Here is a 13,860-nt window from a genome sequence, read left to right as displayed (position 1 = left end):
TGGCCATCGGCTACGCCGGCGCTGCGGCGGCAGTCTGGGCATGCATCATTCCGGCCTTGTTAGCGCGGAAATCCAGAATGCTGGAAGGTGGCAGGTCGGGTTTTATGGCCCCAGGTGGAAACGCTGCCATCGTACTGGTGCTTGTTTTTGGTGTGTTGACCGTGCTGTTCCACTTTATGGGAATGGCAGGGTGGTTGCCTGAGGCTGAGTTGGGGTAATTAGTTGGCAGGGGTGACCTTCACCCTCACTCGTATCCAATTCTGTGCAGGCCGTCTATCAAAGCATCACAAACCTGTTCCTGGCTGAGACCGTCGCCCTGAACTGTCAGGTCGGCATAGCAGGAATACAGGGCGGATCGCTCCTCGTAAAGTTCAAGAAGCGATTGATCCGGCCTCTTTGAAATACCCCTGAGGCTGTAGTCGCCAATCCGCGAGCACACTGTGTCCAAAGAGATATCAAGGAATACAACAGTGCCCCCGGTTTTGAGGTGCCTCATGGCTGCGTCGCTGTAAACCGCGCTTCCACCGGTGCTGATAACATGCTGTTGCACGTTCACATTCAACAGCACCTTTTCCTCGGTCTCGCGCAGTGCCACATAGCCATCCTGATCAACTATGTGCTGGAGCGTGCGGCCGGTTTCCTGCTGTATCAGTAAGTCTGTGTCGAGAAAGCCCAGCCCGAGTCTCTTGGCAATCAGCACGCCCACCGTACTTTTGCCGCTGCCTGGCATGCCGACAAAAACAAGGTTGCGGGACTGAGCTAGCATTTTGTGTCCCTCCGTTCGCAAAACCTTTTAACACTCATTCCTGTTTGGCTTCCGCCCGCCGACAGGCCGCAGCCGTGAACAGCACATCGGTGGAAGAGTTGAGAGCTGTTTCGGTGGAATCTTGCACCACGCTGATTACAAAACCAATGGCAACCACCTGCATGGCGATTTCAACGGGCACGCCGAACAAACTGGTGGCCATGGGAATCAGAAGCAATGAGCCTCCGGCAACGCCGGAAACGCCGCATGCGGCCAAGGCCGAGACCACGCACAGAATCAATGCAGTGGGGAAATCAACAGGTATGCCCAGGGTGTGCGCCGTAGCCAGAGTAATCACCGAGATGGTAATCGCCGCACCGGCCATATTGATGGTTGCGCCCAGCGGAATAGAGATCGAATAGGTGTCGGTATCCAGCTTCATGCGCTCACACAGGGCGAGGTTAACAGGGATGTTAGCCGCTGAGCTGCGCGTAAAAAAGGCGGTGATCGCGCTGCCGCGCAGGCATTCAAATACCAATGGATAAGGGTTGCTGCGAGTCTGCCAGAACACCAGCAATGGGTTTGTTACCAACGCCACAAACAGCATACAGCCCACAATAACGCCAAGCAGTTGGCCATACTCAAGCAGAGCGCCAAGACCCGACTCTGCCAGTGTGTTGGCAACAAGCCCGAAAATGCCTAAAGGCGCAAGGTTGATGACACCGCGTACGATTCCGGACACTGCTTCCGAAAGATCGTTAAGCCCTTGGCGTGTCGAGTCGCTGGCATTGCGCAACATAAAGCCAAGGCCAACCGCCCATACCAGTATGGCAATAAAATTCGCTTCCATCAGCGCGGTGACAGGATTGGCTACAGCGCTGAGCACCAGGTTTTTCAGGATTTCCACAACGCCTGAAGGTGGGTTTCCACTGACCTCCGACAGGTCCAGGGTTAATTCTGTAGGTATCAGGAAACTGGCGACTACGGCAACCAGTGCGGCCGCAAGCGTGCCGATTATATAAAGCATTAGCACACCCCGAATATGGGTGGGCTGCCCCTTTGTGTGCCCTGCAATAGCCGCAGCTACCAGCACAAAAACCAGCACAGGTGCCACAGCTTTCAATGCTGAGACAAATAGCTGGCCAAGAAGCGCCACAGAGCCTGCGGCCTCTGGCGATATGAACACTAATAACACGCCGGCAGCTATGCCGATGGCAATTTGAGAAACAAGGCTTAGCCGCATAAGAGGATGAAAAACAGAGCTCAATCCAGAAAACATGAAAACCTCGGAGGTGGTTTTAACTACAAACAGTGATTCGGTCGGCGATTGGAAAGGTCGTCGAGCAAGCAAGGTGGGGCAGTGTAAACGACTTGCCGGTTCGGGAAAACGATTCAGCCCGCTAAGGCCCGGCCCATTAAGAAGTGAGCCGGGTCTTTGCAGTGGTATATTCGCCTACATGATATCGAGAGAGATCTTGTGCCCGGGTGCGGGGAAGGCCTTATCTAGTCGTGCAAGCGCATCGCCGCTTAACTGAAGGGACAGGGCGGCAGCGTTCTGCTCTACATGCTCCAGATTGGCGGCTTTGGGAATGGCGATGACGTCTCGCTGATCGTTCACCGGGCGGATGGCCCAAGCCAGCAGCACCTGGGCCGGAGTGGCGTTCAACTCTCTGGCTATGTCCATTACGGTGGCGTCGGTCATCAGTTCCCGGCGCAAGCTGCCGCCCTGAGCAATGGGGCAGTAGGCCATGACCGGTATGTTTTGCTCCCGCTGCCAAGGGTGCAGGGAATGCTCGATGCCACGGGACCCCAGGTGATAGAGCACTTGGTTCACTGCACACTCTGAGCCGCCATCGGTTTGGTAGGCTTCCTTCATATCATCCACGTCGAAATTGGAGACACCGAAGCGTTTAATCTTGCCTTGCTCCTGCAGTCGCTGAAAAGCTTCGAAGGTTTTTTCCAGGGGGATTGTGCCTGGCCAGTGCAGCAAATAAAGATCCAGGCAGTCGGTGCCCAAGCGCTTCAAACTATTTTCGCAGGCCTTGATGGTATCTTTACAGCCAGCATTCCAGGGATAAACCTTGGAAACCACAAAGGCATCGTCCCGTCGCCCACGCAGTGCCTCACCAACGACTTCTTCCGCGGCCCCGTTGCCGTACATTTCCGCAGTGTCGATAAGCGCAAGGCCCGAGTCGAGCCCCTGTTGGAGCGCCCTGACGTCCTGATCTTTCGGTGCCAGACCCTCTCCCATGTACCAGGTTCCCTGGCCTATGGCGGGCAGGGCCAGTTCGGGTTGTGTTGGCGTGGCCTTGAGTGTGACTTGCGGCGTTGTGGTCATCGGGATCTTCCTTATTCTGGAAACAGTTCTAGTAGGCCTTTTTACTTCATCTTAAGGGTAGAATGGCTCGTGCGAAAAGTCTTGCGTAAGGTACAGATATCCCGTTCGGTCAACTTATTGATTTGAGGGGCTGTTAGGTGATTTTGTTGCTTGGTGCCCCATTGGGGAGAGAGCAGAAACGAAAAAGCCCGCATCGAGGCGGGCTAAATCGTTAAATAGTGGTGCCCGGAATCATTGAACCACTACACTGTGGGTACATTGGAGGTGCACTGTCGGTACATCATGGAGTAATCTGACCGGCTTCGGAGTTCAGTCGTTATTCTAAAAAATACGGTCGTTCCACAACAGGTGACCAATCTATGTCCAAACGCCATGCCCCAGCCGGCCGATAATATCGCGTATTTCCTGAATTTTTTCCGGAGAGTTCATGTACAGCGCTGGCACCTCATTACCAATCGCGCGAAGGGGCTGGTTCAGCCAAGCCTTTGCAGCCCTTTGATCACCTTCGAATAGCTCCACTGCAGCGGTGACGACATCTTCGCGGAGTGTATCAACGGTTTTTTGTTGGCTCTCCATCTCGTCGCTCCAAATAATCGTAGTGTGTCAGCGGAATTTTCACGCCGATCAGGGCGTCAATGGCTCCCGATACGCTTTGATCTGACCAGAGCTTGCCGTCGTCGCCACCAAGTCGATTGGGCGCGAACCGGGCCGTCGGTTCTCTGTCGTCATCCAGTCCAGTGATTTGATAGTGCTTCTGCTTGTTCCATAATTAATGCAATCGCTGCCGGCGCTTTGTCCGGCGGGTATTTATACCGCTGCAATGTGCGACGCACCAGGATTCGCAGCTTGGCCCGCACGCTTTCCCGTACCTGCCAGTCCACAGTGGTGGATTTACGCAGTTTGCTGGTAATCTCGACAGCAATTTTTTTCAAGATCTCATCGCCCAGTTCGCGCACCGCGCTTTCATTGCTGGCTAGGGCATCGTAGAAGGCTATTTCGTCCGGATTTAGGCCAAGAGCTGCGTCCCGTTCCATTTCGGCCTGAAACTGCTTGGCCATGGCGATCAGCTCTTCGATTACCTGTGCCGTTTCAATGCCCCGGTTGTTGTACTTGCGCAGCGTCTCTTGTAGGCGGTCGGCGTACTTCTTCTCTTGCACCACATTATTGCGGGTCTTGGCCTTGATGTCATCCTTCAGTAGCTTTTCCAGCAGCTCCACGGCGAAGTTCTTGTACGGCATCTGCCGAACGTCCTCCAAAAACTCTTCAGAGAGCAGGCCGATGTTGGGTTTGTCTAAGCCACATAGCGCAAACACGTCGGTTACGCCCCCGCCTATCAGCGCGTTATCCAGTATCTGCTTCAGAGCGGACTTTTTGTCTTCCTCTGTCAGCTTCTTGTCCACGCTGGTGAACTTGGTGATCGCCGTTTTCACTTGAGACAAAAACGCGACTTCCTTTTGCAGCGACTGCGCTTCGTCCAGCGTTGCGCAAAGGGAGAACGCTTTGTTCATGGCCAGCACGGTATCCAGGAAGCGCTTTTTGCCGTCTTCCAGGCCGAGGATGTAGTTGGCGGTGGGTACCAGCAGCTTATAGGGTTCGATTTCAAAGCCACTGTAGCTGAAGCCCGCGCCTTTTGTGCCGGGAGCGAACATGCCGTGGATGATGTCCAGCTTCTCTAGCAGGATGGCGTAGGCTTCTTCCGCGCTGTGGGTGGGCGTGCCCTTGCCTTTGGCGTCGGTGTAGGTTTTCAGGGCCTGCTTGAGCTCGTTGGCGATGCCGATGTAATCCACCACCAGCCCGCCGGGCTTGTCCTTGAACACGCGGTTCACCCGGGCAATGGCCTGCATCAGGTTGTGGCCCTTCATGGGCTTGTCTACGTACATGGTGTGACAGCAGGGCGCATCGAAGCCGGTCAGCCACATATCCCGAACGATCACCAGCTTGAGCGGATCGTTTACGTCTTTGAAGCGCTTCTCAAGTCGCTTCTTGGTTTTCTTGTTGTGGATGTGCGGCTGCAGCAAGGCCCGGTCTGCGGCGGAGCCGGTCATGACAACCTTGATTACGCCTTTCTCCGGGTCTTCGTCGTGCCATTCGGGGCGCAGAGCGACGAGTTCGTTATACAGATGCGCAGCAATTTCGCGGCTCATCGCCACAATCATGCCCTTGCCGTCGGTGGTGCTGTTGCGGATCTCGAAGTGATTCACCAAGTCTTCCGCCACCTGTTCCAGGCGCGGGCCGGCGCCCACCAGTTTTTCCAGCCGGCTCCATTCGCCTTTGGTTTTCTCGCGGTTGCCAACGTCTTCGTCGTCTTCAACCACTTCCTCGACCTGCTCAGAAAGCTCTTCGATGGCTTCCCGGTTGATATCCAGCTTGGCCAGGCGAGATTCGTAGAAGATGGGCACGGTTGCGCCATCGTCTACCGCATCCTGGATGTCGTAGATGGACACGTAATCGCCGAACACGGCGCGGGTGTCCTTATCTTCATTGGCGATGGGTGTACCGGTAAAACCAATGAAAGAGGCATTGGGCACGGCGTCTCGCATGTGGCGGGCGTAGCCGAACTTATAGCTGCCGTCTTTTTTCAGGGTGGCTTTCAGGCCATACTGGCTGCGATGGGCTTCGTCTGAGATCACCACAATATTATGGCGGTCGTTTAGGACAGGGTGGCCTGATTCCCTGTCCAGCAGGGCGAACTTTTGCACTGTAGTGAAGATAATCCCGCCGGATTCCCGTTCCGATAGCAGTCGGCGCAAAGTGTCACGATCATCGGCTTGCACCGGCTCCTGCTTCAACAACTCCCGGGCGGCGCTGAAAGTGGCGAAGAGCTGGTTGTCCAGGTCGTTGCGGTCAGTCACCACAATCAGGGTGGGGTTGTTCATTTCCGGCTGTTGCAGCAACTTGCCGGCATAACAGCACATGGAAATGCTCTTGCCAGAGCCCTGTGTGTGCCACACCACGCCTGCTTTCTTGCTGCCCGGCAGAACCTCGTCGCCGTAGGTAGCCCGCTTCTCGCTGATACCATCGCCGCTCATATCCCGAGCGGCAATCACAGTTGCACGAACAGCCTCACGCACCGCATGGAACTGATGGTAACCGGCGATCTTCTTGATCAGCTTGTCGGAGTCCGTCTCGAAGATCACAAAGTAGCGGATGTAATCCAGGAACAGCTCTCGATCGAAGAAGCCCCGTACCATCGTCTCCAACTGCCATTCCAGCAGGGGCTTGTCGTCTTCATGCTTGAGGGTGCGCCAGGGCATGTAGCGCTCCTGGCTGGCGGTGAGGGAGCCAACGCGGGCGAAGTAGCCGTCACTGATGATAGCGGCTTCGTTATACGCGAACAGGTCAGCCACTTCGTCTTTGTATGTCTGGATCTGGTTGAACGCATCCCAGATGTCCACGTTCTCGGCGCTGGGGCTTTTAAGCTCCAGCACTGCCAAGGGCAGGCCGTTAATGAAACATACAATGTCGGGCCGGCGCAGCTGTTTCGTGCCCTCAATGGTGAACTGGTTGATGGCCCGGAAACGGTTGGCGGAAAGATCACTGAAATCAACCAGAAAGGCCTGATCGTGAACCACCTTGTCGCTCTCTTCAGTAGAAGCTCTGGGCAGCTTGTACTCAACCGGAACACCGTCCAACAGCAGGCGATGAAAGGCCCGGTTGCTGATCACCACATCTAAACTTTCAGGCTTTCGGGCAACGGCTATGGCCTGGTCAACCGCGTTCTGGGGCAGGTGAGGGTTAATGCGCTGTATCGCTGCCTCAAGATCCGCCAGCAACAACACTTGCCTGTAGTCGGCCCGCTCCGGAGCTTCACCGTCTGGCGCTATATCTGGGCCATGACCAATTTCCCAGCCCCCTTCGGCGAACCATTCCAGGCATTGTTGTTCCAACTGATCTTCGGTCACCCCGTACTCCCTTACTTCCATCGGATACACCAAAGATTGACTGCTTAAGAAAATACATGCAATTCCAATAAGCTAGGCCAAATTATGGACGATAGCTCGCTAAACGGCTACAGCTTGAACGTACTTATAGCAAAATCGTCTATTTCGGCTGTTTCGTTTATTTCGTTTGATCGGCATAATGGGTGGCCAGACAGTTGCCATTTGCATATCAGGAGGACGCTATGTCTGCTCAAAAAATTGTGCATTTGCCAACGGCGGCAGAGGTTGAACAGGCCAAGGTTTCCAGCCGCACCTTGTCGAAGTACACGGATGTGGACCGGGTACAGCTCTCATTGCGTGGCAGCAACGGCGAGGCCGACGAGTTGGTGTTGCCGGGGCATGTGCTGCAAATACTGTTGGACGTGCTGGCGGAAGTGTCGCAGGGTAATGCGATCAGTCTCATCCCCTATCATCAGGAAATCAGCACACAGGATGCGGCAAACCTATTGAATGTTAGCCGACCCTTCCTCGTGAAGTTGCTGGAGGCAGGAGATATCCCGTTTCGAAAGGTGGGTGCCCACCGGCGAGTAAAGTTGCAAGACGTATTGAGCTACAAGGAACAGGTAGACCGCCAACGGCACTCAGCGCTGGACGAATTGGCGGAACTTTCTCAAAACGAAGGAATGGGGTACTAACAGGAAATGAGCAAGTTTGCCGTCGTTTACGATGCCTGTGTCTTGTATCCCGCGCCCTTGCGAGATGCGCTGATGCGCCTGGCATTGACGGACCTGTTTAAGGCGCACTGGACGGATCATATCCATGATGAATGGATTAATGCGCTGCTAAGAGCCAAAAAGCATTCGCCGGAAAGCTTGTCTCGGGCGAGGGAGCTGATGGACCGGCATGTGCGCGATGCAAAAGTATATGGGTATGAGCCCCTTATAGAGGGGCTGGAACTTCCGGACCCGGATGATCGCCACGTGCTGGCAGCGGCCATCCGTTGTAACGCTAACGCCATTGTTACCTTCAACCAGAAAGATTTTCCCGCAGCAGCGCTTAACCAGTACGATATTGAAGTGATTCACCCGGATGACTTTATTCTTTACCAGATCGACATGGCACCCACATTGTGTCTCCGCGCTTTTCAGGCGCAGCGTTCAGCGCTTAAGAACCCGCCGCTTACCGTTGATACGTTTTTGGCAACGCTGCAAAAGCAGCAGTTGCCTCAAACGGTTTCGAAGCTTCGGGAGTTTGCGGATTTCCTTTAACCATGAGTTCCAAAACGGAACATCTGCACCACTTGATTTGAACTATCCGGAAATGCCGGAAGGTTCGCGCGATCTCCCGCTCGGGCAGTATGTGCAAAATTTGCAACAACTGAACTCCTTTCATGTGTGTGCTGCAGCCTTATTGGTCGTGCTCAACGACCCCCTCTTTATCGAAGTTTGTGGTTCTGAGCTCCTGCCGAACTTTGTCTAACGGCCCGCTCAGAGCCTTCTCCAACCGAGTCATGTGTTCAACCAGCCATTGAATCATTTCTGGCCAGTTGGTCTTATTGTAGCCGTCGACAGGGTTCTCGAACTGGATGCGGCAGGCAATCTTGTCGGGTAAAGGAAGCCAGACCAACTCGTTACCAAAAGCGGCTTCAATCTGTGATTTCATGCTCAGCAAATGATCAAAGACAAAAAGATTCGCCTCGGCACGACGACTCTGCATACTCAAGCCAACACGCACTTCGTTTTTGCCAAAGATGAGCTGGTAGCCCATGCCGCTGATCCCGGAGCCGGCGTTCAGCCAGTGATCTTTGGCAGGACTGATGTTGTTAAACAACGAGCAATTACTATGGCTGAAGGCTTCCAGTGCTTGCTCCCAGAAAGCCAGACGAAGTGTGTGCCGGTTCTTCTGCTCATTGCTGGAGCTCTTTTCCTCAGCTTCCTTGGCCATCATGCCGATCATAAAGTCCGAGGCTTCCGGGGTGGGGATAATCTGTTCCACATTCAGGAATAGCTCGTTGCCCGCTTGCCAGGGTGTCACCTTGAAGCATTGGCAGTTCACGCCGAACTGGCTGAGCCAGAGCACGGTGTTGGTGACTTCCTTGCGATAATTTGCGGCCACCAGAATCAGGCGTTGGCTTTTCAGTGTGTTGAGCTGCACGGATGGCAGATCATCGGCCTGCAGAAACTCCAGTAGCAGCTTCTCTGCATCGGCAGGCTCGCCGCCTTCGGTTTGGGCTTTCTGGGTGAGGTAGCGTTGAAAAATCTCCACCACCTGCTGTTTCTTCAGGTTGGCGCAGTAGCTAGCGTACTTGAGCGCCTGCCACACCACATCCCGGCCGCTGTCATCGAGTTTGTTCTCGATGATGACCAGATTACCGTCTTTATCGATGGCAAGCAGATCCAGCCGTTCGCGCGTATCGTCGAAACCGTCGAACTCCTTCTGGATAATCAGCAGTTCCTCCCCATCGCCTTGGGCTAGGGCTTGCGGGTAGTTCTCTAACCACTCCTGCAGATGCTTGCGTTCGGTGAAACCGAGATCGCTGAAGCGCTTAGCTTCCAGGGGGTTGATGCGGTTGGAAGTTCGGTCGATTTTAAACATTTTCTACCTCTTCGGCTTCTGCTAGCTGGCATTCTGCGTCCGTTATAGAAAGTTCGCCGAAGAGGAGCTTGGGTAGAAGGCTATCGCGAAATTCAGTTAGCAACTCGCTTTCAGCGTTGGAGGCTGAGATTTTTCTGGAAATCGAATCTACAATCTGGGTAAATCTTTCGATAATTGGCACGGGATAAAAGGGGATCTCAAGTCGATAAACGTTGTTTCTGTTGAGCCCTGGTACCGCAGCATCAGTGTTCATCTCTTTCAGGCCGAGGGTTTGTAGCAAATAGTACGAAAATGAAAGTGAGCCGCCGTTCTTAGGTGACACGTAGTATGCCGTATCGATTGGGTAGAAATCTTTTGATTCCCAATAGATGCTACCGACAGTACCTTTTCTGCCAACGATAATTCCTGGGCCGAAGACTAAAGGTTCGTTGTGGCTGCCAGTAATCCCACCAGAGCCGTACACAGGGTAAGGACCATCAATCCGAACAGTCTTTTTAAGAGCCTTCCCGTACGACAATTCTATGAAATGTTCGACTTGAACAGGGCGCCACCCCTTCGGAATCTTCCCCAATTCACTATCCTGCATAGCCGACGGAAACCGCTCGGCGGTAGCGCGGAGTTCGGCGTATTGCTCGGGTTGTTCGGCCTGGAGGCGGGTTAGTTCCGCTTGAGCGCCTGCGGCGGATGCGTCAGCATTGCATAAAGAGGTGCCGGAAATGGCCTGCATGGCGGCGAGCAGAGCGTCTTCCTCGCTGCCGCCAGCTTCCAGTGCGGCGATTTTGGCGAAATCGACAAACCAGCTTTTGAAGATGGCTTGAGCCATTTGTTCGAGGGTTTGGTTGATTTGGTGGTTGAGTTGGATTTTATTATTCAAAACTTCAGCTTGAGAGGCTACTACATTCTGGAATTTAATAGGCGGAACAACAATCGGCAGTTTTAGTTGTCCTGTAATTCCAAGGTATGCCCTTGTTGAGCCGGCTCCGGCCCATTGAGCCAGTATGGTTTGAAAGAAATATGAATCGAAATAAGCCTTTAAGTAATTTGGTACAAGTTTTTCAGTCTTATTTATTCGGTAATACGTTACTTGGGGAGTCAGCATTACAAACGGGTATTCTGACCTTTGAACAAGTGCTGTCCGGCCGATCGTTGCCTTATGTGAGAGCAATATATCGCCAGCTTTCGCCACTCCTTTTCGCAGGCTTCTGGCTTGTTCTTCGGAGATGAATTTACAGCCAGCGAGGTCCACTCGTCCTCCGTCAAGATCTGACGCCATGATAAAAGGAATGCCGTGATCAACATAGTCGGAAGCTTTGGGGTGAATTCCTCCGTGATTGCCATCCATTGGTCTCGCAAGAGTGCCATCCTCGACGAGTTCGCCTACAGTTTGCATTTTCCAACCCCTTGGAAGAGAGAACGACTCGTTAAAGCTCATACCCTAGCCCCCCAAGATTCCGCTTAATCTCAGCCTCCAGCCGGTCACTCTCCGCAAACTGTTCCCGCAATTGCCCCGTCAGCCGCGCCATTTTCTCAGCAAACGGCTCACCATCGTCTTCCTGTTCCTGCGCGCCCACGTATCGCCCCGGCGTCAGCACAAAATCGTGTTTCTTGATCTCGTCTAGGCTGGCGGATTTGCAGAAGCCGGCGATGTCTTCATAGCCTTCGTCTTTTTGCCAAGCGTGAAAAGTGTCGGCGATTTTGGCGATGTCTTCGTTTGTGAAGTCCCGTAATACCCGGTCACGCATAAAGCCGAGATTGCGGGCATCAATGAACAGCAGTTCGTTCCGGCGGTCGCGTTTACCTCTTGCCCCCTCACCCCCGGCCCCTCTCCCGCCAGGGGAGAGGGGAGTGTTTCCGGATTTGTCTTTGGTGAGGAACCAGATGCAGGCCGGGATTTGAGTGTTGGTAAACAGCTGGCCGGGCAGGGCAACCATGCATTCCACCAGGTCTTCTTCCACCAGACGCTTGCGGATTTCGCCTTCGTTGTTGGTGTTGGAGCTCATGGAGCCGTTGGCTAGCAGCAGGGCCATGCTGCCTGTTGGTGCTAAGTGATGCAGCATGTGTTGCATCCAACCGAAGTTAGCGTTGCCTTTGGGCGGTGTGCCGTAGTGCCAGCGGGCGTCTTCGGCCAGGGATTCGCTCCACCAGTCCTTGATGTTGAACGGCGGGTTGGCCATTACGAAGTCGGCGCGCAGGTCCGGGTGCTGGTCGTCCAGAAAGGTATCGGCGTTTTTCTTGCCGAAGTTGAAGTCGATGCCCCGGATGGCCATGTTCATGGCGGCCAGTTTCCAGGTGGTGGGATTGGATTCCTGGCCGTATACGGAGATGTGCTTTTTCTGCTCGGCGGCATCGTAATGCTGCTCGCTGGCGTGCTCTTCGATGAACTTGTCGCTGGAAACAAAGAAACCGCCAGAACCCATGGCGGGGTCGTACACGCGGCCGGAGTATGGCTGCAACATTTCGACAATCAGGGTAACGATGCTTTTGGGGGTGTAGTACTGGCCACCCTGCTTGCCTTCGGCGAGAGCGAACTGGCCCAGGAAGTACTCGTACACATGGCCGAGGATGTCTTTGCTTTGCAGGTTCAGCTTCTCGCCGTCCAGCACGGGCTTGGTGAAGGAGGTGTCCGAAAAGGTGTTGATCAACCCCAGCAGCTTGTCGTTATCGAGCTGGTACTGGCTGATGCGGTTGAGAATGCCTTTGAGCTTTTTGTTGTGTGTCTCGATCGCTTCCAGGGCGTTGTCGATCAGCCAGGAGACGGAGCGCAGCTTTACGTCATTACCGGCGTCGTCCTGCCAGAGCAGGGTGCCAACCGGTAGCACGGATTTTTCTTTCAGGGTGTTCCAACGGGCGGCTTTGGGCACCCAGAATACGTTGGCTTCGCGGTAGTAATCCAATACTTCCAGTTCTTCTTGGAGCGCTTGCTGGTAGTCCTCGTCGCTGTTGAAGTCTCCGGGAGGGAGATAGTAGATGTCGTTGCTTTCGTCCTTGAACAGTTCCAGCAGTTCTTCCTGACGCTCCTCAAAGGCGTCGGAAACGTATTTCAGGAAGATCAGGCCCAGCACGACATGCTTGTAATTGGCGGCGTCCAGATTGGCGCGAAGCTTGTCGGCGGCTTTCCAGAGTTTGTCGTCAAGGCTTTGAGGAATTGCTGTTCCGTGTTGTTCATGGATTCTCTCGCGGGTGTTTCGGTCGTACGATTTTGTTCAGGATAGCGCACTAACGCGATGATAAATGTCGCTGCGACAGGCAGTTTTCAGAATAATGATTAGGGAGCTTAGAGGAAGAGGCGATCGGCGGCAATTGATGCCCCGCCCAATGAAACTCGGGAAGCTTGATCTCCGCTCAACGAGTGCGTTGAGTCTCGACGATAGGTATCCGGTTGCAACGTCTGTTTTCGACGACAGTTAGGCCTAACTGTTGTCATAAGAAGAGTAAAACCCATCCCCGAGGAAGTAGCATCGTCGGGGATGGACGGCGGCAGAAACTAGTGAGGTGACTTTTCGGTTTGCAGCAGAATGTTCCCGCCAGTGTCGAAGTCCATCACAGCATGCAGCCGGTGAGGGTCTTCCTCGTTGCGGTACAGCTCAAGCGTAATCCAGTCGTCGCCTTGGCGCATTTGGGCGCTGAAGATGATTTCGTCGCTGCCAAATTGTCTGGAAAGCTCTGCGGCCAGTTGTTGGGCCTGTTTCATGAATTTCATGCTCGGGCTCCTTAAAACCAGTGGTGTTGTTTGATGTCGCCAAGACTGTCCGCCAGCGATTTTGATTTTTGCGGCGTTTGTATCAGTTGGGAGCTTGTCTCCAGCGTATTTGCGATCAGCTCCGCCAAGGTTTCAGTAATAGTGGCTGTGGTGCCGTCATGGCACTCCAGCTCCAGCGTTACGGTTGCGCTTTTGAAGTGGTCGAGCAGCCAGGCAATGATGAGGGCATCCTGAAGCAGGTTGCGGATGTGACTGTAATGGTTGTGCATGTTGGACTTCCTTCTGAATTAAGAGGTTTGTTAAGACCGGTCTGAATTCAGCGTACATGAAGTCGTTGGCGCAGCAAGCAATTGGCCAGAAGGGGGCTTTGTGATTAAATGAGAATGGAAAAATAGGGTGTTATGGGGATTTTTTGTAATACAGAGATTTGGAAAGCCAAGATCACAATTCAGTAGATTGGAGTTTTTTCAAGCAATTCTAGGATGTGGGGACTAATGATGGGACAACTCTTAAATCCCTCCTAAGTTATTGATTGGAGGGAAAGAGTGGTGCCCGGAGGCGGAATCGAACCACCGACACGAGGATTTTCAATCCTCTGCTC

At 53.8% G+C, this 13,860-nt stretch carries 13 protein-coding genes; 3 read left to right on the top strand and 10 right to left on the bottom strand.

Translation table 11 applies throughout. The annotated features are described in order from the left end of the window. The coding region (locus ACTHYN_RS15395) for an aromatic amino acid transport family protein (RefSeq protein WP_441813300.1) at positions 1-218 on the top strand (218 nt) is incomplete at its 5' end. A gap of 26 nt (positions 219-244) precedes the next feature. Here the strand turns inward: ACTHYN_RS15395 and ACTHYN_RS15390 are convergent. The 5 genes from ACTHYN_RS15390 to ACTHYN_RS15370 all read right to left on the bottom strand — a co-directional run bounded on the left by ACTHYN_RS15390 (position 245) and on the right by ACTHYN_RS15370 (position 6,985). Next, entirely contained in the window at positions 245-766 is a 522-nt protein-coding gene (locus tag ACTHYN_RS15390; RefSeq protein WP_441813299.1) for a shikimate kinase, read from the bottom strand. A gap of 34 nt (positions 767-800) precedes the next feature. Next, on the bottom strand, positions 801-2,024 hold the full coding sequence (gene sstT / locus ACTHYN_RS15385; protein ID WP_441813298.1) for a serine/threonine transporter SstT: 1,224 nt from the start codon (positions 2,022-2,024) through the stop codon (positions 801-803). Between the two features lie 174 nt (positions 2,025-2,198). Beyond that, on the bottom strand, positions 2,199-3,083 hold the full coding sequence (locus ACTHYN_RS15380; protein WP_441813297.1) for an aldo/keto reductase: 885 nt from the start codon (positions 3,081-3,083) through the stop codon (positions 2,199-2,201). A 357-nt stretch (positions 3,084-3,440) separates the two neighbouring features. Continuing rightward, entirely contained in the window at positions 3,441-3,659 is a 219-nt protein-coding gene (locus tag ACTHYN_RS15375) for an antitoxin Xre/MbcA/ParS toxin-binding domain-containing protein (protein WP_441813296.1), read from the bottom strand. A gap of 149 nt (positions 3,660-3,808) precedes the next feature. Next, complete coding sequence (locus tag ACTHYN_RS15370; protein ID WP_441813295.1) at positions 3,809-6,985, bottom strand: type I restriction endonuclease subunit R; 3,177 nt, start codon at positions 6,983-6,985, stop codon at positions 3,809-3,811. A gap of 221 nt (positions 6,986-7,206) precedes the next feature. On the opposite strand from ACTHYN_RS15370, the gene ACTHYN_RS15365 reads away from it, so the two are divergent. Together ACTHYN_RS15365 and ACTHYN_RS15360 are read left to right on the top strand one after the other, a co-directional pair. Then, positions 7,207-7,659, top strand: coding sequence for a helix-turn-helix domain-containing protein (locus tag ACTHYN_RS15365; protein WP_441813294.1), 453 nt, complete (start codon positions 7,207-7,209; stop codon positions 7,657-7,659). A gap of 6 nt (positions 7,660-7,665) precedes the next feature. Next, positions 7,666-8,232 carry a PIN domain-containing protein gene (locus ACTHYN_RS15360; protein WP_441813293.1) on the top strand — a complete coding sequence of 189 codons (567 nt, stop codon included), beginning with the start codon at positions 7,666-7,668 and terminating at the stop codon, positions 8,230-8,232. Positions 8,233-8,371: 139 nt separating this feature from the next. Here the strand turns inward: ACTHYN_RS15360 and ACTHYN_RS15355 are convergent, their stop codons facing one another. From ACTHYN_RS15355 to ACTHYN_RS15335, 5 genes are all read right to left on the bottom strand, one after another. Further along, positions 8,372-9,559, bottom strand: a complete 1,188-nt coding sequence (locus ACTHYN_RS15355) for a DUF4268 domain-containing protein (protein ID WP_441813292.1) — start codon at positions 9,557-9,559, stop codon at positions 8,372-8,374. After that, entirely contained in the window at positions 9,552-10,949 is a 1,398-nt protein-coding gene (locus ACTHYN_RS15350; protein WP_441813291.1) for a restriction endonuclease subunit S, read from the bottom strand. The genes ACTHYN_RS15355 and ACTHYN_RS15350 overlap by 8 nt, the downstream gene beginning before the upstream one ends. Positions 10,950-10,980: 31 nt before the next feature. Beyond that, the gene (locus ACTHYN_RS15345) at positions 10,981-12,648 is read right to left on the bottom strand and encodes an N-6 DNA methylase (protein ID WP_441813301.1); all 1,668 of its coding nucleotides are present in this window, start codon (positions 12,646-12,648) and stop codon (positions 10,981-10,983) included. A 395-nt stretch (positions 12,649-13,043) separates the two neighbouring features. Beyond that, the gene (locus ACTHYN_RS15340) at positions 13,044-13,259 is read right to left on the bottom strand and encodes a hypothetical protein (RefSeq protein WP_441813290.1); all 216 of its coding nucleotides are present in this window, start codon (positions 13,257-13,259) and stop codon (positions 13,044-13,046) included. A gap of 11 nt (positions 13,260-13,270) precedes the next feature. After that, entirely contained in the window at positions 13,271-13,528 is a 258-nt protein-coding gene (locus ACTHYN_RS15335; RefSeq protein WP_441813289.1) for a hypothetical protein, read from the bottom strand. Positions 13,529-13,860 lie beyond the last annotated feature (332 nt).

The sequence above is a fragment of the Marinobacter sp. genome (genome assembly GCF_052091845.1).
Taxonomy (GTDB): Bacteria; Pseudomonadota; Gammaproteobacteria; order Pseudomonadales; family Oleiphilaceae; genus Marinobacter.
This window is presented reverse-complemented; position numbering and strand designations above follow the sequence as displayed.

What these genes read in the sequence shown, in the direction of transcription:
- ACTHYN_RS15390 (WP_441813299.1), bottom strand. Translation starts at nt 766, where the DNA reads ATGCTAGCTCAGTCCCGCAACCTTGTTTTTGTCGGCATGCCAGGCAGC.
- sstT (WP_441813298.1), bottom strand. Translation starts at nt 2,024, where the DNA reads ATGTTTTCTGGATTGAGCTCTGTTTTTCATCCTCTTATGCGGCTAAGC.
- ACTHYN_RS15380 (WP_441813297.1), bottom strand. Translation starts at nt 3,083, where the DNA reads ATGACCACAACGCCGCAAGTCACACTCAAGGCCACGCCAACACAACCC.
- ACTHYN_RS15375 (WP_441813296.1), bottom strand. Translation starts at nt 3,659, where the DNA reads ATGGAGAGCCAACAAAAAACCGTTGATACACTCCGCGAAGATGTCGTC.
- ACTHYN_RS15365 (WP_441813294.1), top strand. Translation starts at nt 7,207, where the DNA reads ATGTCTGCTCAAAAAATTGTGCATTTGCCAACGGCGGCAGAGGTTGAA.
- ACTHYN_RS15360 (WP_441813293.1), top strand. Translation starts at nt 7,666, where the DNA reads ATGAGCAAGTTTGCCGTCGTTTACGATGCCTGTGTCTTGTATCCCGCG.
- ACTHYN_RS15355 (WP_441813292.1), bottom strand. Translation starts at nt 9,559, where the DNA reads ATGTTTAAAATCGACCGAACTTCCAACCGCATCAACCCCCTGGAAGCT.
- ACTHYN_RS15350 (WP_441813291.1), bottom strand. Translation starts at nt 10,949, where the DNA reads ATGCAAACTGTAGGCGAACTCGTCGAGGATGGCACTCTTGCGAGACCA.
- ACTHYN_RS15340 (WP_441813290.1), bottom strand. Translation starts at nt 13,259, where the DNA reads ATGAAATTCATGAAACAGGCCCAACAACTGGCCGCAGAGCTTTCCAGA.
- ACTHYN_RS15335 (WP_441813289.1), bottom strand. Translation starts at nt 13,528, where the DNA reads ATGCACAACCATTACAGTCACATCCGCAACCTGCTTCAGGATGCCCTC.